This is a genomic window from Pseudomonas sp. WJP1, assembly GCF_028471945.1.
Lineage (GTDB): Bacteria > Pseudomonadota > Gammaproteobacteria > Pseudomonadales > Pseudomonadaceae > Aquipseudomonas.
This window is the reverse complement of sequence record NZ_CP110128.1, coordinates 1,859,934-1,877,060: the sequence shown is the minus strand read 5'-3', so window position 1 is coordinate 1,877,060 and position 17,127 is coordinate 1,859,934. Positions and strand designations below refer to the sequence as shown.

The 17,127-nt window shown below is 61.2% G+C and carries 12 protein-coding genes and 1 pseudogene; 7 read left to right on the top strand and 6 right to left on the bottom strand.

Going from position 1 to position 17,127, the window contains the following annotated elements:
- Window positions 1–227: 227 nt before the first annotated feature.
- Entirely contained in the window at window positions 228–2,882 is a 2,655-nt protein-coding gene (gene gyrA, locus OH720_RS08565) for a DNA gyrase subunit A (RefSeq protein WP_008065222.1), read from the bottom strand.
- Between the two features lie 427 nt (window positions 2,883–3,309).
- Window positions 3,310–4,386 carry an S-methyl-5-thioribose-1-phosphate isomerase gene (gene mtnA / locus OH720_RS08560; protein WP_272605236.1) on the bottom strand — a complete coding sequence of 359 codons (1,077 nt, stop codon included), beginning with the start codon at window positions 4,384–4,386 and terminating at the stop codon, window positions 3,310–3,312.
- 108 nt (window positions 4,387–4,494) lie between these two features.
- Here mtnA and OH720_RS08555 point away from each other — a divergent pair, with 108 nt between their 5' ends.
- The 5 genes from OH720_RS08555 to OH720_RS08535 all read left to right on the top strand — a co-directional run bounded on the left by OH720_RS08555 (window position 4,495) and on the right by OH720_RS08535 (window position 9,397).
- Window positions 4,495–5,829 (top strand): TRZ/ATZ family hydrolase, encoded by a 1,335-nt coding sequence (locus tag OH720_RS08555; protein WP_272605235.1) that lies wholly within the window; start codon window positions 4,495–4,497, stop codon window positions 5,827–5,829.
- Between the two features lie 59 nt (window positions 5,830–5,888).
- Window positions 5,889–6,587, top strand: a complete 699-nt coding sequence (ubiG, locus tag OH720_RS08550) for a bifunctional 2-polyprenyl-6-hydroxyphenol methylase/3-demethylubiquinol 3-O-methyltransferase UbiG (protein WP_008065228.1) — start codon at window positions 5,889–5,891, stop codon at window positions 6,585–6,587.
- Between the two features lie 4 nt (window positions 6,588–6,591).
- Window positions 6,592–7,263: an N-acetylmuramic acid 6-phosphate phosphatase MupP gene (gene mupP / locus OH720_RS08545; protein WP_272605234.1), complete on the top strand. Its 672-nt coding sequence runs from the start codon at window positions 6,592–6,594 to the stop codon at window positions 7,261–7,263.
- A 105-nt stretch (window positions 7,264–7,368) separates the two neighbouring features.
- On the top strand, window positions 7,369–8,109 hold the full coding sequence (locus tag OH720_RS08540) for a YciK family oxidoreductase (protein WP_272605233.1): 741 nt from the start codon (window positions 7,369–7,371) through the stop codon (window positions 8,107–8,109).
- A gap of 361 nt (window positions 8,110–8,470) precedes the next feature.
- A complete protein-coding gene (locus OH720_RS08535; protein ID WP_272605232.1) occupies window positions 8,471–9,397 on the top strand; it encodes a GGDEF domain-containing protein in 927 nt (308 codons plus the stop codon).
- A gap of 501 nt (window positions 9,398–9,898) precedes the next feature.
- Here the strand turns inward: OH720_RS08535 and OH720_RS08530 are convergent.
- Window positions 9,899–10,957: an IS110 family transposase gene (locus OH720_RS08530; RefSeq protein ID WP_272606420.1), complete on the bottom strand. Its 1,059-nt coding sequence runs from the start codon at window positions 10,955–10,957 to the stop codon at window positions 9,899–9,901.
- Between the two features lie 697 nt (window positions 10,958–11,654).
- Between OH720_RS08530 and OH720_RS31670 the strand changes: the two are divergent.
- Window positions 11,655–11,744 (top strand): annotated as a pseudogene (locus tag OH720_RS31670) (outer membrane lipoprotein carrier protein LolA); the annotation flags it as partial.
- A 132-nt stretch (window positions 11,745–11,876) separates the two neighbouring features.
- On the opposite strand, the gene OH720_RS08525 reads toward OH720_RS31670, so the two are convergent.
- The 3 genes from OH720_RS08525 to OH720_RS08515 all read right to left on the bottom strand — a co-directional run bounded on the left by OH720_RS08525 (window position 11,877) and on the right by OH720_RS08515 (window position 16,303).
- Window positions 11,877–13,751 (bottom strand): MFS transporter, encoded by a 1,875-nt coding sequence (locus OH720_RS08525; RefSeq protein WP_272605231.1) that lies wholly within the window; start codon window positions 13,749–13,751, stop codon window positions 11,877–11,879.
- A gap of 104 nt (window positions 13,752–13,855) precedes the next feature.
- Window positions 13,856–15,007 (bottom strand): TDT family transporter, encoded by a 1,152-nt coding sequence (locus OH720_RS08520; RefSeq protein ID WP_272605230.1) that lies wholly within the window; start codon window positions 15,005–15,007, stop codon window positions 13,856–13,858.
- 105 nt (window positions 15,008–15,112) lie between these two features.
- Window positions 15,113–16,303: an MFS transporter gene (locus OH720_RS08515; RefSeq protein ID WP_272605229.1), complete on the bottom strand. Its 1,191-nt coding sequence runs from the start codon at window positions 16,301–16,303 to the stop codon at window positions 15,113–15,115.
- Between the two features lie 128 nt (window positions 16,304–16,431).
- On the opposite strand from OH720_RS08515, the gene OH720_RS08510 reads away from it, so the two are divergent.
- Window positions 16,432–16,968 (top strand): TetR/AcrR family transcriptional regulator, encoded by a 537-nt coding sequence (locus OH720_RS08510; protein ID WP_272605228.1) that lies wholly within the window; start codon window positions 16,432–16,434, stop codon window positions 16,966–16,968.
- Window positions 16,969–17,127: the final 159 nt, after the last annotated feature.

The window sequence follows — 17,127 nt, the reverse complement described above, 5'->3', positions numbered from 1 at the left end:
GGTATCACGCAATAAATCACAACATCAATCGACACAGAGTCCCTGCTGAAGCACAGCTTTTGTAGGAGTGAGCCTGCTCGCGATTGCATCACCGCGATGTGTCAGACATACCGCGCCGCCTGCATCGCGAGCAGGCTCACTCCTACAAGGGACTCCATGGGTGTCGAATTTTTCATTCAGGACAAACAACAAGGGGGCGAATTTTCATCCGCCCCCTGCTTACCCGCTTATTCCTGTGGTTCTTCGTCAGCGGCGGCGTCGAGTTGCTGGTCGTCGACGATGTCGTCGATCACGACATTGCTGTCGAACTCAGCACCTTCTTCACCTTCGAGCTCTTCACCCTCGACTTCCGACGGCTCCTGGACCCGCTCCAGGCCGACCAGCGTTTCATCGTTGGCCAGCTTGATCAGGGTCACGCCCTGGGTGTTACGACCCAGGCTCGAGACTTCGTCGACACGGGTGCGCACCAGGGTGCCCTGGTCGGAAATCAGCATGATTTCCTCGCCATCGAGCACCTGGACCGCACCGACCAGACGGCCGTTACGTTCGTTGCTGACCATGGCGATAACGCCCTGGCCGCCACGCTTGTACTCAGGGAACTCGGTGATCGCCGTGCGCTTGCCAAAACCACGTTCGGAAGCGGTGAGGATCTGACTGCCTTCTTCCGGGATCAGCATGGAAATCAGCTTCTGCCCTTCGGGCAGGCGCATGCCGCGCACACCGCGGGCGGTACGGCCCATGGCGCGAACGTCGGATTCCTTGAAGCGCGTCACCTTGCCGCCGTCGGAGAACAGCATGACTTCGCGCTCGCCATCGGTAATGGCCGCGGAAATCAGCACGTCGCCTTCGTCCAGCTCCAGCGCGATCAGGCCGACGCTGCGTTGACGGCTGAAGGATTCCAGCGGGGTCTTCTTCACGGTACCGTTGGCGGTGGCCATGAAGATGAAGTGACCTTCGGTGTATTCCTCGACCGGCAGCATGGTGGTGATGTATTCACCGTCATCCAGCGGCAGCAGGTTGACCAGCGGACGACCACGGGCGGCACGGGAGGCTTCCGGGATTTCGTAGGTTTTGAGCCAGTACACCTTGCCCTTGCTGGAGAACAGCAGCAGCGTGGTGTGGCTGTTGGCAACCAGCAGGTGAGCGATGTAGTCCTCATCCTTGACGCCGGTTGCCGACTTGCCTTTACCGCCACGACGCTGGGCCTGGTAGGCCGCCAGCGGTTGGGTCTTGGCGTAGCCACCGTGGGAAATGGTCACGACGCGATCTTCTTCCGGGATCATGTCGCCCAGGGTCAGGTCGAGGCGTGCATCGAGGATCTCGGTGCGACGCACGTCGCCGTATTCGGCACGGATCACTTCCAGCTCTTCGCGGATCACTTCCATCAGGCGCGTGGCGCTGTTGAGGATGCGGATCAGCTCGCCGATCTGGTTGAGGATCTCTTGATACTCGGCCAGCAGCTTTTCGTGTTCCAGGCCGGTCAGACGGTGCAGACGCAGTTCCAGGATGGCTTGCGCCTGCTCTGGCGACAGGAAGTACTTGCCGTCGCGCAGGCCGTATTGCGGATCGAGGTTTTCCGGACGGCACGAATCGGCACCGGCACGCTCCACCATCGCGACTACCGCCGAGGATTCCCAAGGGGTGCTGACCAGCGCTTCCTTGGCTTCCGACGGGGTCGGCGAGGCCTTGATCAGGGCGATGACCGGGTCGATGTTCGACAGGGCAACCGCTTGACCTTCGAGGATGTGGCCACGTTCGCGTGCCTTGCGCAGTTCGAACACGGTACGGCGGGTGACGACTTCGCGACGGTGACGCACGAAGGCTTCCAGCAGGTCCTTGAGGTTCAGGATGCGTGGACGGCCGTCGATCAGCGCGACGATGTTGATGCCGAATACCGCTTGCAGCTGGGTCTGGGCGTAGAGGTTGTTGAGGATCACCTCAGGCACTTCGCCGCGTCGCAGCTCGATCACGACGCGCATACCGTCCTTGTCGGACTCGTCGCGCAGCTCGGTGATACCTTCCAGTTTCTTTTCTTTTACCAGCTCGGCGATCTTCTCGATCAGGCGCGCCTTGTTCAGCTGGTAAGGCAGTTCGGTGATGACGATCTGCTGGCGGCCACCGACCTTGTCGATGTCTTCGATCATCGAGCGGGCGCGCATGTAGATACGTCCGCGACCGGTGCGGTAGGCCTCGATGATGCCAGCGCGACCGTTGATGATCGCGGCGGTCGGGAAGTCCGGACCGGGGATGTACTGCATCAGCTCGTCGACGGTCAGCTCGGGGTTGTCGATGAGCGCCAGGCAACCGTCGATGACTTCACCGAGGTTGTGCGGCGGAATGTTGGTCGCCATGCCCACGGCGATACCGCTGGAGCCGTTGACCAGCAGGTTGGGAATACGGGTCGGCATGACCGCCGGGATCATTTCGGTGCCGTCGTAGTTCGGCACCCAGTCCACGGTTTCCTTGTGCAGGTCAGCCAGTAGCTCGTGCGCCAGCTTGGTCATGCGCACTTCGGTGTATCGCATGGCCGCGGCGTTGTCGCCGTCCACCGAACCGAAGTTGCCCTGGCCGTCTACCAGCAGGTAGCGCAGGGAGAATGGTTGCGCCATCCGAACGATGGTGTCGTACACCGCGGTATCACCGTGCGGGTGATACTTACCTATCACGTCACCGACAACACGGGCAGATTTCTTGTACGGCTTGTTGAAGTCGTTGCCCAGCTCGCTCATCGCGAACAGCACGCGCCGGTGCACGGGCTTCAAGCCATCGCGCGCATCCGGCAGTGCCCGCCCGACAATTACGCTCATCGCGTAGTCGAGATAGGACTGCTTCAGCTCGTCTTCGATATTGACCGGGAGGATTTCTTTGGCCAGTTCGCCCATGAGAAGCCTGATTCCTTTTTCTGGTGAAACTTCGTCTCATCCATATGGGACGAACGAAGCTCGCCGCTGCAGGCTGAGTGCCATGCACCGACTTACGACAAATCAACGAGTTATGCCATGGATCTGCGCAGTAAAGGTCGCCCCGCGGAGCAACCTTGGAAACCGCCGGATGTTATCACAAGAGCCGCCACGCACCTATCCCCCTGATGCGCATGGAGCATAGTTAGTTGACCGATGACAGGCTTGAAGGGGACGAGAGAGGCTTAGAGCTGTTGCGAATGCAGAATTCGGGGCCAAATTATGGATGTTCATTGACTTTCAGGCCCTCATCGCCAGCAGGCTGGCTCCCACAGTTGAATTGTGCCGATCACGAACCCTGTGGGAGCCAGCCTGCTGGCGATGGCGCCCTTTCAAACGCCACAGATCATCAATGCAGGCGCTTGCGGCACATCAACTGCGTCATCTTGGCCGTATCCGGCCGTTCGACGATGCCTTTTTCGGTGACGATCGCGTCGATCAGGTCCGCCGGGGTCACGTCGAACACCGGATTGAACGCATCGACATCCGCCCCGAGCCGCTGGCCACCCACTTCCAGCAACTCACGCCCATCGCGCTCCTCGAGCACAATGTCGTCGCCACTGGCCAGGTCCATGTCGATGGTCGAACTCGGCGCCACCACCATGAAGCGCACGCCATGATGCATGGCATTGACCGCCAGTTGATAGGTGCCGATCTTGTTGGCCACGTCACCATTGGCGGTGATGCGGTCCGCGCCGACGATGACCCAGGTGACGCCCTTGATTTTCATGATGTGCGCAGCGGCGGAGTCGGCATGCAGGGTCACCGGAATGCCTTCGTTGGCCAGCTCCCAGGCGGTCAGGCGCGAGCCCTGCAGCCAGGGACGGGTTTCGCTGGCATACACGCGCTCGACCATGCCCTCGATGAAGGCGCCGCGTATCACCCCCAGCGCCGTGCCGAAGCCACCAGTGGCCAACGCGCCGGTGTTGCAGTGGGTCAGGATCGCCTGGGCGTTGCCCTGGTGCTTGCGGATCAGGTCGACGCCCAGTTGCGCCATCGTCAGGTTGGCTTCGCGGTCGCTTTCGTGAATGGCCAGGGCCTCGGCTTCCAGCACGAACAAGGGGTCCGCGTGCTTTTTCAGCCGCGCCAGGCGCTCGCGCATGCGGCCCAGCGCCCAGAACAGATTGACCGCGGTCGGACGAGCATCGGCGAGCAGCGTGAAATCCTCCTCCAGCGCTGCCTGCCAGTGGCCGCCCTCGGCGAACCGGGCGCGCGCCGCCAGCACAACGCCATAGGCGGCACTGATGCCAATGGCCGGTGCGCCGCGCACCACCATCGAGCGAATGGCCTCGGCCACGCCCGCCGCGCTGGTGCAGGCGATCCAGGTTTGCTCGAACGGCAAAACACGCTGATCCAGCAGGTACAGGGTGCCATCACGCCAATCGATGGCCTTTACCTTCTCAGCAGCCAACAGTCGATCGCGCATCCCACACCCCGCAGTCAGAAACAAAAGCCGCCGATTATAGCGATCCCCCGGCGAAGACGCTCGGGTATACTTCGCCATCCTTTACAAAAGCCCTGGAACCGATCCTCGATGCCGAACACTGCCGTTGCGCTCGATCTGTTGTTGCTGCCGACCTGGCTGGTACCCGTCGAACCCGCTGGTGTCGTGCTCAAGGATCATGGCCTGGGCATCCGTGACGGGCGCATCGCTTTCATCGGTCCACGTCGCGACGCCCTGCAGCTTAACGCAACCGAAGTGCGCGAACTGCCGGACATCCTGCTCAGCCCCGGCCTGATCAATGCCCACGGGCATGCGGCAATGACCCTGTTCCGCGGCCTGGCCGATGATCTGCCGCTGATGACCTGGCTGGAAAACCACATCTGGCCGGCCGAAGCCAAGTGGGTCGACGAGGAATTCGTGCGCGACGGCACGGACCTGGCCATCGCCGAACAGCTCAAGGGCGGCATCACCTGTTTCTCTGACATGTATTTCTTCCCGAAGGTTGCCAGCGAGTGCGTGCACAACAGCGGTATTCGCGCACAGATCGCGATTCCGATCCTGGATTTCCCGATCCCGGGCGCCAGCACGGCGGACGACGCGATTCGCCAGGGTGTCGAGTTGTTTGGCGACCTCAAGCATCACGAACGCATCAAAATCACCTTCGGCCCCCATGCACCCTACACCGTGGGCGATGAAAACCTGGAAAAAATCCGGGTGATCGCCGAAGAACTGGACGCGTCGATCCACATGCACGTGCATGAAACCGCCTTCGAAGTGCAGCAAGCGCTCGAACAGCGGGGTGAACGACCGCTGGCCCGCCTGGCTCGCCTGGGCCTGCTGGGGCCGCGCTTCCAGGCGGTGCACATGACCCAGATCAGCGAGGAAGACCTGGCGCTGCTGGTGGAAAGCAACACCCATGTCATTCACTGCCCGGAGTCGAACCTGAAGCTGGCCAGCGGTTTCTGCCCGGTGGAGCGCTTGTGGCAGGCCGGGGTGAACGTGGCCCTCGGCACCGACGGCGCCGCCAGCAACAATGACCTCGACCTGCTGGGCGAAACCCGTACCGCGGCCCTGTTGGCCAAGGCCGTCGCGGGCTCGGCCACCGCTCTCGACGCCCACAGCGCCTTGCGCATGGCCACCCTCAACGGTGCTCGCGCCCTGGGGATCGAAACCGAGGTGGGTTCGCTGGAACTCGGCAAGGCCGCCGACATCGTCGCATTTGACCTCTCGGGCCTGGCCCAGCAACCGGTCTACGACCCGGTTTCACAGCTTATATATGCCAGCGGTCGCGATTGCGTGAAACACCTTTGGGTCGCGGGCAAGCAACTGCTCGACGACCGCCGCCTGACGCGGCTGGATGAACAACAACTGGTGACCACCGCCAAGGCGTGGGGCCAGCGCATCAGCGGACGCAAAGAATCGTAAGCCCCCCCGGACTCAACACCGGGGCTACAGGATTTTTCAAGTTTTAGAGGACTTAAACCATGAGCAACGTCGACTACGCCGAAATCGCCAAATTCGAAGCCCTGGCCCATCGCTGGTGGGACCGCGAGAGCGAATTCAAACCGCTGCACGACATCAATCCGCTACGCGTCAACTGGATTGACGAACGCGTCAACCTGGCTGGCAAGAAAGTCCTCGACGTCGGTTGCGGCGGCGGCATCCTCAGTGAAGCCATGGCCCAGCGCGGCGCGACCGTGACCGGCATCGACATGGGCGAAGCGCCACTGGCGGTGGCCCAACTGCATCAGCTGGAATCGGGCGTGAACGTCGAATACCGGCAGATCACCGCCGAAGCCCTGGCCGAGGAGATGCCGGAACAGTTCGACGTGGTCACCTGCCTGGAAATGCTCGAACACGTACCGGACCCATCCTCGGTGATCCGCGCGTGCTTCCGCATGGTCAAGCCGGGCGGCCAGGTGTTCTTCTCCACCATCAACCGCAACCCGAAGGCTTACCTGTTCGCCATCGTCGGCGCCGAATACATCATGAAGCTGTTGCCGCGCGGCACCCACGACTTCAAGAAGTTCATCCGCCCTTCCGAGCTCGGTGCCTGGAGCCGCATGGCCGGCCTGACCGTCAAGGACATCATCGGCCTGACCTACAACCCGCTGACCAAGCATTACAAACTGGCGTCTGACGTGGACGTCAATTACATGATCCAGACCCTGCGCGAGGAGTAAGCCGATGCGTATCAGAGCAGTTCTTTTCGACATGGACGGCACCCTGCTCGACACCGCGCCGGACTTCATTGCGATTTGCCAGGCGATGCGTGCCGACCGCGGTTTGCCGCCGATCAACGACAAGCACATCCGCGACGAAATCTCCGGTGGCGCCAAGGCGATGGTCGCCGTGACCTTTTCCATGGACCCGGAGTCCCCAGGCTTCGAGGCGTTGCGTCTGGAGTTCCTCGAGCGCTACCTGGTGGGCTGCGCGGTTCACAGCAAGCTGTTCGACGGCATGGGTGAACTGCTGGTCGACATCGAGAAGGCCAACATGGTCTGGGGCGTGGTCACCAACAAGCCGCTGCGCTTCGCCGAGCCGATCATGCAGCAACTGGGGCTGGCCGAGCGCTCGGCCCTGCTGATCTGCCCGGACCACGTGAAGAACAGCAAACCGGACCCGGAGCCTTTGATCCTCGCCTGCAAGATGCTCGACCTCGACCCGGCCAGCGTGCTGTTCGTGGGCGACGACCTGCGCGATATCGAATCGGGGCGCGATGCCGGCACCCGGACGGCCGCCGTGACGTTCGGCTACATCCACCCGGACGATAATCCGCGGCATTGGGGGGCGGATGTGGTGGTCGATCATCCGCTGGAGTTGCGCAAGGTGCTTGATAGCGCGCTCTGTGGCTGCTGAGAGCCTGCACCCGTTTATTGGAATGCGGCGTGAATGCTGACGCCTTCGCGGGCAAGCCCGCGAATGGCCGCGCCGCGATCTGTCGTCTGTTTTCGTGAGGTTTCTATGTTTGATTATTCCGCCCGCCCCGACCTGCTCAAGGACCGGGTCATCCTGGTCACCGGTGCCGGTCGTGGCATTGGCGCTGCCACCGCCAAAACCTATGCCGCCCATGGCGCCACCGTCCTGTTGCTGGGCAAGACCGAAGCCAACCTGATCCAGGTCTACGACGAGATCGAAGCCGCCGGCCATCCGCAACCGGCCGTAATCCCGTTCAACCTCGAAACCGCCCTGCCCCATCAATACGATGAGCTGGCCGCGATGATCGAAAGCGAATTCGGCCATCTGGATGGCTTGCTGCACAACGCGTCGATCATCGGTCCGCGCACCCCGATCGAGCAGCTGTCCGGCGAAAACTTCATGCGCGTCATGCAGGTCAACGTCAACGCCATGTTCATGTTGACCAGCACCCTGCTGCCACTGCTCAAGCTGTCCCAGGATGCCTCGGTGGTGTTCACCTCCAGCAGCGTAGGGCGCAAGGGTCGCGCATACTGGGGCGCTTACGGGGTTTCGAAATTCGCCACCGAAGGCCTGATGCAAACCCTGGCCGACGAAGTCGACAGCGTGGCGCCGGTCCGTTCCAACAGCATCAATCCGGGAGCCACTCGCACCAGCATGCGCGCCCAGGCGTATCCGGGTGAAAATCCGCTGAACAACCCTACACCCGAGGAGATCATGCCGGTCTACCTCTACCTGATGGGCCCGGACAGCAGCGGTATCAACGGCCAGGCATTCAACGCCCAGTGATACCGTCCGTCGCTTTTGTGTCGCGTCGACTTCCAGACGCGGCACAACAACGACAACGTGCTTTCAGTCAAACAACCGTCGCAAAACTTTCCTCGCCAACTTTAACCCCTATCAAGCCATTGATAGATAAGGGTTTTTACTAAAAATCAGCTAAATGGCATGACTTTCGCTTTACATTTGTCCGAACCAGCTGTGGGAAAGCCGAGGCGGCGAGGCCAAATTGCCGATTACTAATCTGCGATAAAGCAGATTAAGCTTGTACGAAATGTCCTACGGGACTGAGGGACCAGTATGACGCGCGGCCTGGAGCCGCTCGCACCCAGCTTGTAAGACAGCCTTACTGCTCAAGGGCGCACGCCATATGAAACCACCTTCCCAGACCAACGCAATTGACTTTGACAGCGCCAAATTGCAACGCCTGGGCTTTGGTCAGCAGCCACCGATACTTGAGAGGCCCGTCAGCCTCGCGCAGCTGCGTCAGCAATTGAACCTGCAGCTGCAAACCAGCCTTGAGCCGCAACGCATACTCGGGCTGTTCTACCGCGAAATCCAGCGACTGGTCCCCCTTGATGCCTTGAGCTACCTGCACAAGAGCAGTGACTTGCGCTTGGAATTCGGCCTGCGGGGCCACCACTCGATCAGCTACAGCCTGAGCCACGAAGGCGAGCATCTGGGCGAACTGATCTTTCGCCGCAACCAGCGTTTCAGCGAACAGGAACAGGCCAGCCTCGAGTCTCTGCTCGCCACCCTGCTCTTCCCTATGCGCAATACCCTGCTGTACCGCGCCGCCACCCAAAGTGCATTGCGTGATCCGCTGACGGACACCGGCAATCGCATCGCCATGGACCAGACGTTGCAGCGGGAAATCGAGCTGGCGCGACGCCATATGCAGCCCCTGTCGTTGTTGATGCTGGACATCGATCATTTCAAGCAGATCAACGATACCCATGGGCACAGCGCCGGCGATGACGTGCTCAAGGCGGTGGCCGCCTCGATCAAGAACCAGCTGCGTAATGTCGACATGGTGTTTCGCTACGGTGGCGAAGAGTTCCTGATCCTGCTATCCAACACCAGCCGGGAGGCGGCGGCCCTGGTCGGCGAACGCCTGCGGTGCGCAGCGCAGATCGAAGACTATCCGGCCGATGGCCGCACGGTGGAGCTGACAGTCAGCCTCGGCTGCTCGACCCTGCTGCCCGGCGAATCCGCCGAGAGCCTGTTGCGCAGGGCTGACAGCGCACTGTACGTCGCCAAGCGCGAGGGGCGTAACCGGCTGACGATGGCGGGGTGAGATCCCGGAACAGTGGGTAATGCGTACGGCTTCAGATCAGGCCGGCCGGTAGGCCGCCTCGCGCAAGCTTTTGATTTGGCGTTTGATTTTTTGCCCTCCTCACGCCCTGAGCCTGTCCGTCAATCTGTGACTACCTCCAGCGGCGCCTCTACTGACGTTGATCCATTCCGCGTCAAAGCCTGTAGGGATTGTTGTCCGAGTACATATCCATTGCTGCGGTAACGGCCACTTATGGTTCCGCTTTTATGTATGGACTCGCCCCCACTGGCCACCTGTTTTTCAAACACTGCTACCCGGTTGCATCTATGTATAAGGCCTGTTCGAGGAAGCCCTGTCTGCGGCTTCTGGCCGACATTGGTTGAGCTCGCGGTATGCCGATTACATGCAGGCCTCGAAGGCCGGTAAGAGCGCAGGCATCGATCCGCGACGGTCTGACCTGGGGTCAATGTTTTCTAGCAGGGGCTGAAGCGCCGTGGCGCCCCGGTGGCAGAACGCTTATGTTCAGTGACTTGGCGCAGCTGGCCGGCCATGGGCCGGTTGGCTGCGGTAAGTCTGCTCATTTTGTAGCAGCACCCAAACGATTCGCAGGTTGCGGTTCGCCAAGCGTATCGCCGCTTCCTTGCGCCCCAGCCGGGCCTGCCACCGTTGCAAGCGACGATCGTCGGGCAGCTCCGAATCCGCGCGCAAATGCCTCAATACCGCGTGAGCGCCTTGAACCATCAGGCTGCGCACATAGCTGTCGCCGCGTTTGCTTATCCGGCCCAGGCGAATTTTCTGCCCACTGCTTTTCTGCTCAGGCACCATGCCGAAGTAGGCGGCGAACTGGCGTGCATTGGCGAAGCGCTCAGGGTCGGTCTGCTTGGCCAAAAGCGCAGTGGCGATGATCGGGCCGATCCCGCGCACGGTCATCAGCCGCCGGGCCGTTTTGTCCTCGTTCGCGGCCTTCTCCAGGCGACCGGTCAGGACGTTGACCCGTTCGCCCAGTTGGCGCCATTCGCCCAGCAGCTCGTCGATCAGTTCACGCAACATCTCCGGCAACGGTTGGGTGGCGTCTTCGAGCACCCGAGGCAGGGTCTGGTTGATCGCCGCATCACCCTGAGCCAGGACAACGCCATGCTCCATCAGCAAACCGCGCATCTGGTTACTCATGGCTGTGCGCCGACGGACATAACCCTGGCGGGCCCGGTGCAAGGCCTGCATGGCCAGCGCGGTGGCGCTTTTGATGGGGACCGCGGCAATTTTGCTGTCCCGTCCCGCACGCAATATGGCCAGTGCATCATTTCGATCATTTTTGGCGCCGCTGCGGTGCTGGGCCACCAGCTGTGCCGGAAGAATCCGCGCCAGATTGCCCTGAGCCTGTAGCTGGCGCGCCCATGCTTGAGCGCCTGGACCTGTTTCCACCAGCACTACTACGCTTGGCGGCAGTTGGCGCAGAAAGGCGTGAAAGGCTTCACGCGACTTGATACGTTCTTCGTAAAGCACCTGGCCAAGGGCGTCTTCGCCTGCCACCTGAAAGACCTGCTTGGCCAAATCGACCGCCACTGTCGTGCAGGCCGACAGATCGCTGGAAGACAAAGACTGTTTAACCGTCGTATGCTTTTTCATGGATTCGCCCTCGCTGTCGGTGGCTTCTTAGACTGCCCCCGTGGCGCATTGACGCCTCGGCGCGGGCGAGTCCATCCAATTACAGCGGGTCACTTTGAAAAGCGCAAAGTAACCAAACGCTCTTGCCCCACCACTCGGTGCCTCGCTAAGGCTCGGCATGCCCTCACTCCGGCATTGCTCCGTGGGTCGCCGCGATGGGCCATCCATGGCCCAGCGCGGCTAAACCGGCGTCCTGCCGGTTTCCCCACTGCGCAATGCCTGCGTTCGGCCATCGTGGTTTAACGGGGCGCCCAAAATCTAAAGCCAAAGCGAGGCGGCCTTAAAGCCGACCTGATTTTTGCAGATACCCCCCAATTCCCTGTGGGAGCCAGCCTGCTGGCGATGGACGTCAACGATAACGCGCCCTGTCTGGATGATCGCGTTGCTTGGAAGTCCATAGCCAGCAGGCTGGCTCCCACAGGGGAATGTGGACAGACCTGCAATCAGGTCGGCTGTCAGGCCGCCTCGCTTTGGCTGTTGCTTTGGCTTTTGATTTTCTTGCCCCATCGAGAGGCCGAGTGGAGGTTCTGCGCAGTGGCTAAACCGGCAGGACGCCGGTTTAGCCGCACTGGGCCAAGGATGGCCCATCGCGGCGGGCCCTGTAGGAGCGAGCATGCTCGCGATGGTCGTCAACGATGACGCTGGGCACCTGACACCCCTCGGCGCTCTCAGGTTCATCGCGAGCATGCTCGCTCCTACAGTAAAAGCGAAACCATAGGTGGCCGTTACCGCAGAAATGGATATGTACACCGAAAGAATAGGGTCGGCTGTCAGGCCGCCATCGCTGTGATGCGACGACCCGACAGCCAGCTCCCACGGGGTTTGTTATCAGGATTCAGCGCACCGCACCCCGCAACTCACCCACCATGGCCTGCAACCTGGCCGGCTGCGCCGCTTCAACAGCCACCATCGGCCCCGCCACCAGCGTCACCCGCGACCACAAGCGGCGAAACAGCCCCTTGCCCGGATCGCGGCTGAAGAAGCTGCCCCACAACCCCTGCAATGCCAGGGGAATGACCGGCACCGGGGTTTCTTCGAGAATGCGCGTGAGCCCGCCCTTGAACTCGTTGATCTCACCATCCGCGGTCAGCTTGCCCTCCGGAAAGATGCACACCAACTCTCCGTCCTTGAGATACTGCGCGATGCGCGTGAAGGCCTTTTCGTAGATCTGGATGTCTTCCTGGCGGCCCGCAATCGGAATCGTCCCCGCGGTGCGAAAGATGAAATTGAGCACCGGCAAGTTGTAGATCTTGTAGTACATCACGAAGCGGATCGGCCGACGCACCGCGCCGCCAATCAGCAAGGCATCGACGAACGACACGTGATTGCACACCAGCAGGGCCGCCCCCTCATCGGGAATCAGGTCCAGGTTGCGATGCTCCACGCGGTACATGGAATGGCTGAGCAGCCAGATCATGAAACGCATGGTGAACTCGGGAACGATCCTGAAGATGTAGGCGTTGACGCCGATGTTCAGCAACGATACCACCAGGAACAACTGCGGGATCGACAGCTTGACCAGGCTCAGCAGGATGATCGAGACGATCGCCGACACCACCATGAACAGCGCGTTGAGAATGTTGTTGGCGGCGATCACCCGGGCCCGCTCGTTCTCTGCGGTGCGTGACTGGATCAGGGCATACAGCGGCACGATGTAGAAGCCGCCGAACACCCCCAGGCCGAGGATGTCGAGCAACACCAGCCAGGCGTGGCCAAACCCGAGGATCTCGAGCCAGCCATGGCCCAGGGCATTTTCAGGAATCCCGCCGGAATGCCACCACAGCAACAGGCCAAACACGGTCAACCCGAAGGAACCGAACGGCACCAGGCCGATTTCGACTTTGCGCCCGGAGAGCTTCTCGCAGAGCATCGAACCCACGGCGATGCCGACCGAGAACACCGTCAGGATCAAGGTCACGACAGTTTCGTCGCCGTGCATCCATTCCTTGGCATAGGCCGGGATCTGCGTCAGGTAGATCGCCCCGACAAACCAGAACCAGGAGTTGCCGACGATCGAACGCGACACCGCCGGGGTCTGCCCAAGACCCAGTTTCAGCGTGGCCCAGGACTGGCTAAAGATGTTCCAGTTCAGGCGCAAATCCGGTGAAGCCGCCGCCGCCCGCGGAATACCGCGACTGGCCAGGTAACCGAGCACGGCGATAGCGATGATCGCGGTGGACACCACCGGCGCATAGTGACTGGACGACATCATGATGCCGGCGCCGATGGTCCCGGCCAGGATCGCCAGGAAGGTGCCCATTTCCACCAGGCCGTTGCCTCCCACCAGTTCGTCCTCACGCAGGGCCTGGGGCAGGATCGAATACTTCACCGGCCCGAACAGCGCCGAATGCGTACCCATGGCGAACAGCGCCAGCAGCATCAACGACAGGTGATCGAACAGGAAGCCCACCGCGCCCACCGCCATGATGGCGATCTCCCCGAGCTTGATCAGGCGGATCAACGCGTCCTTGGCGAATTTCTCGCCGAACTGCCCGGCCAGCGCCGAGAACAGGAAAAACGGCAGGATGAACAGCAGCGCGCACAGGTTGACCCAGATCGAACGGTCGCCTTCGATCGACAGCTTGTACAGGATGGCGAGGATCAGCGACTGCTTGAAGATGTTGTCGTTGAACGCCCCGAGGGACTGGGTCACGAAGAACGGCAGGAAACGCCGGGTGCGCAGCAAGGTGAACTGTGAAGGGTGACTCATCTTCCATGTGTCCCTGAAGCTGATGAATAGGTAGCGAGTGGCGTGGATACAGTCTTGGAATGTCGCACGTCGATCCAGGCCACACATTACCTAATCTTTGCCGGTTATTTCTTTAATCCTGCAATGCACGGCGAGACAAACAGCTCGCCGCGCCAGGCACCTTGCACCGTACGCTTGGCGACAATCAGCCACATCACGATCAGCAGGCTCACCAACACACACCCAAAGACACTGAAAAACGTCAGGTGCAGCGTGCTGGCCAGTTTCAACGTTGCCAAAGAATAGACGCCCAACGGAAAGGTGAAACCCCACCAGCCGAGATTGAAAGGAATGCCGGCGCGCAAATAACGCAGGGTGATCAGCACGGCCATCAGCATCCACCACAGGCCAAAGCCCCACAGGGTGATCCCGGCGACCAGGCCCAGCCCCGCGGCAATTTCACCGACACCCGGCAAACCGTTTGCGGCAAAGATGACCGGTGAATCGGCGCCCAGCAGCAACATGCCCAGTGCACCGGTACCAATAGGCCCGAGTGCCAGCCAGCTCGAAGCAGCCATGTTTTCGTGGGGCAGTTTATGCAGTGCCATGCGCAGCAGCAGAATCGTCAGGATGCTGAACGCCACCGGCAGGGAAAATGCCCAGAGCACGTAGCTGGTCACCAGCATCACCAGTTGCCCATGGGCATCGGCCAGGTGCGGCGCCAGCAAGCCACCGCTGGCGGCCGCCACTTCCGCCGCCACCACCGGCAGCAGCCAGACCGCGGTCATCTGATCGATGCTGTGCTCCTGGCGGGTGAACATCAGGAAGGGAATCAGCACCCCGCATGCCACCGACATAGCTACGTCCAGCCACCACAAGGCCTCGGCAAGGTGGATCACGCCATCGCCCCAGCGCGGCAAACCGAACAACACAAAGCCGTTGATAATGGTCGCCAGGCCCATGGGGATCGTGCCGAAAAACATCGAAACCGTGGAGTGGCCGAATATCCGCCGCGCCTCATCGAAAAACATCACCCAGCGCGCCGCGTACAGCGCCGTGAACAACAGGAACAGAACGATATTGAACAGCCAAAGGGCTTCGGCAATGGCGTGCAGCACTGGACTGGCAACGGGCAATTGCACCAGCGCCAAGGCCAGCACCCCGGTGCCCATGGTGGCTGCGAACCAGTTGGGGGTGAACTGGCGGATGACTTCACGCGGGTGCTGCAAATGGCTGAACGGTTTGATACCGGGCTTGAGGGTATTGGGGCATGTCATGGCGAACTCCTGTCCTCTCTTGAGGTGGAGTCCATCTTAGATCTGGATAGAATATCTATATAACGGGTAATATCTCTAACTGTTATCTATTTTGCAGATAAACAATCATTCACCTGCAACGCACACCCTGGCCCTGCGTTGACGCAACGCCATGAGCAAGGCGCCGACGGAGAGGATAATCAGCCCTGCGCCATAGCCATCAGCAGTCGCCACCAGGCCGAACGCATGCGTCAGGTTTCCGGCCAGGAACGACGGCAGGCAGAACGCCAGGTAACTGAGCACGTAATACGCCGACATCAATCCAGCCCGCTCATGGGGTAAGGCCAAGGGCACCAGACTGCGCACGGCACCGAGGAAACCGGCACCGAAACCACAGCCGGCCACCAGCGTGCCCAGGAAAAACAGGGATAGACTCGCGCTATGCACACCCAGCAGGATCAGCACGATACCCACCGGCAGCAAACCTGTGCCCAGCTGCAGCGCTTTGCCGGCGGGCTGATTGCGCAGGGTGAAAATCATCGCGGCGCCGGTCAACGTCAAGGCCGCGACCGTTGCTCCACCAATCAGGTTCGAGGTCGAACCGGTGGCCGTACGCACCAGCGACGGTGCCAGCGATGCGTAAAAACCGCCGAGCGCCCAGGTCGCCACGTTGAGCGGCAATACCCGCCACAGGGTCGAGCGCGCTTGAACAGGCACATGCAGTGTCGGGCGCAACGATGCCCAGGCCCCGGCCTGGGGCGATACGCTCTCTGGCAATCGCCAGACATACACGGCCTGCAACACAAACAGGGCAAGCAGCAGCCAGTACGTCAACTGCAGGGGTGCGGGTGCGAATTGCGCCAGCAGGCCGCAACCCAAGCCGCCCATGGCCATGCCGAGCAAGGGCGCAACGCTGTTGATCAGCGGCCCCTGCTGGCGATCCACATCCAGCAAGGTGGCACTGAGCACGGCTGTCGCCATGCCGGTGGCGAAACCTTGCAGCACCCGGGCGCCAATCAGCCAGCCGACGCTATCGGCGTAAATGAACAACAGCATCGCCACGCTGTTGAGCACGACAGCAATGAAAATCACCGGCTTGCGCCCCAGGTAGTCCGAGAGCGAACCCACCGTCAGCAGCGCGGCCAGCAGGCTGAGGGCATACACGCCGAAAATCAGGGTGAGCATGGCAGCGGAAAACTGCAGATGCTCCTGATACAACTGATACAAGGGCGTCGGCGCCGTCGAAGCCGCCAGAAAACTGAGCAAGGTGATGGCCAGGAACCACAGGCTTGCACGGTTTGAACGAGAACTGGACATGAGCACACTCCACAAAAGCTAATTTTTTGCTTTTGCGGAGTGTGCTACCGACCGATCCTTAAAGCAAATTCTTTGTGTTAAGGTCAGATGCATGGCCCTGCAGGGCCCCGCGAAACAGGACACACGCAATGACAGCGCCCACATTACGTCCCGGCGGCCGCAGCGCCCGGGTTCAGGAATCGATCCATACCGCTGTGCGCGAACTGCTCGAAGAGCAAGACCGCGCCAGCGTCACCGTGCCGCAAATTGCCGCGCGCGCGGGGGTCACGCCTTCGACCATTTATCGGCGCTGGGGGGACCTGTCGGCGTTGCTGGCGGACGTCGCTTTGGCCCGCATGCAACCGGAAACCGAGTCGCCCAACACCGGCAGCCTGCTGGGCGATGTGCGGGCCTGGGCGGATCAGTACCTGGACGAAATGAGTTCCGCCCCTGGACGCAACATGCTGCGCGACGTGCAATCGAGCCTCAAGCCAAGCTATTGCGCGACGATCATAGGCGGGCAATTGCAGGTCATCCTCGATCGCTACCCGGATCAGCCCACGCCTGGCGTCGATCGCCTGATCAACATGGTGGCTGCCCCTATCGTGTTTCGCATCCTGTTTTCCGAGGCGCCGCTGGAGGTTGAAGAGCTGCATCGGTTGATCGAGATTGCGTTGAATCAGTGAAGCCCATTCGCGAGCAGGCTCGCTCCCACAATTTGATCGCATTATCCTGTGGGAGCGAGCCTGCTCGCGATTAGGGCCGAACAGGCACCATCAATCTGCTGCGACACCCCGCCACGCCACGACCTTGGTCGACACTGACTAACCCCGGCCATCGTGCGA

Coding starts and splice junctions, on each gene's coding strand:
- gyrA (WP_008065222.1), bottom strand. CDS start 2,882: ATGGGCGAACTGGCCAAAGAAATCCTCCCGGTCAATATCGAAGACGAG.
- mtnA (WP_272605236.1), bottom strand. CDS start 4,386: ATGCGCGATCGACTGTTGGCTGCTGAGAAGGTAAAGGCCATCGATTGG.
- OH720_RS08555 (WP_272605235.1), top strand. CDS start 4,495: ATGCCGAACACTGCCGTTGCGCTCGATCTGTTGTTGCTGCCGACCTGG.
- ubiG (WP_008065228.1), top strand. CDS start 5,889: ATGAGCAACGTCGACTACGCCGAAATCGCCAAATTCGAAGCCCTGGCC.
- mupP (WP_272605234.1), top strand. CDS start 6,592: ATGCGTATCAGAGCAGTTCTTTTCGACATGGACGGCACCCTGCTCGAC.
- OH720_RS08540 (WP_272605233.1), top strand. CDS start 7,369: ATGTTTGATTATTCCGCCCGCCCCGACCTGCTCAAGGACCGGGTCATC.
- OH720_RS08535 (WP_272605232.1), top strand. CDS start 8,471: ATGAAACCACCTTCCCAGACCAACGCAATTGACTTTGACAGCGCCAAA.
- OH720_RS08525 (WP_272605231.1), bottom strand. CDS start 13,751: ATGAGTCACCCTTCACAGTTCACCTTGCTGCGCACCCGGCGTTTCCTG.
- OH720_RS08520 (WP_272605230.1), bottom strand. CDS start 15,007: ATGACATGCCCCAATACCCTCAAGCCCGGTATCAAACCGTTCAGCCAT.
- OH720_RS08515 (WP_272605229.1), bottom strand. CDS start 16,303: ATGTCCAGTTCTCGTTCAAACCGTGCAAGCCTGTGGTTCCTGGCCATC.
- OH720_RS08510 (WP_272605228.1), top strand. CDS start 16,432: ATGACAGCGCCCACATTACGTCCCGGCGGCCGCAGCGCCCGGGTTCAG.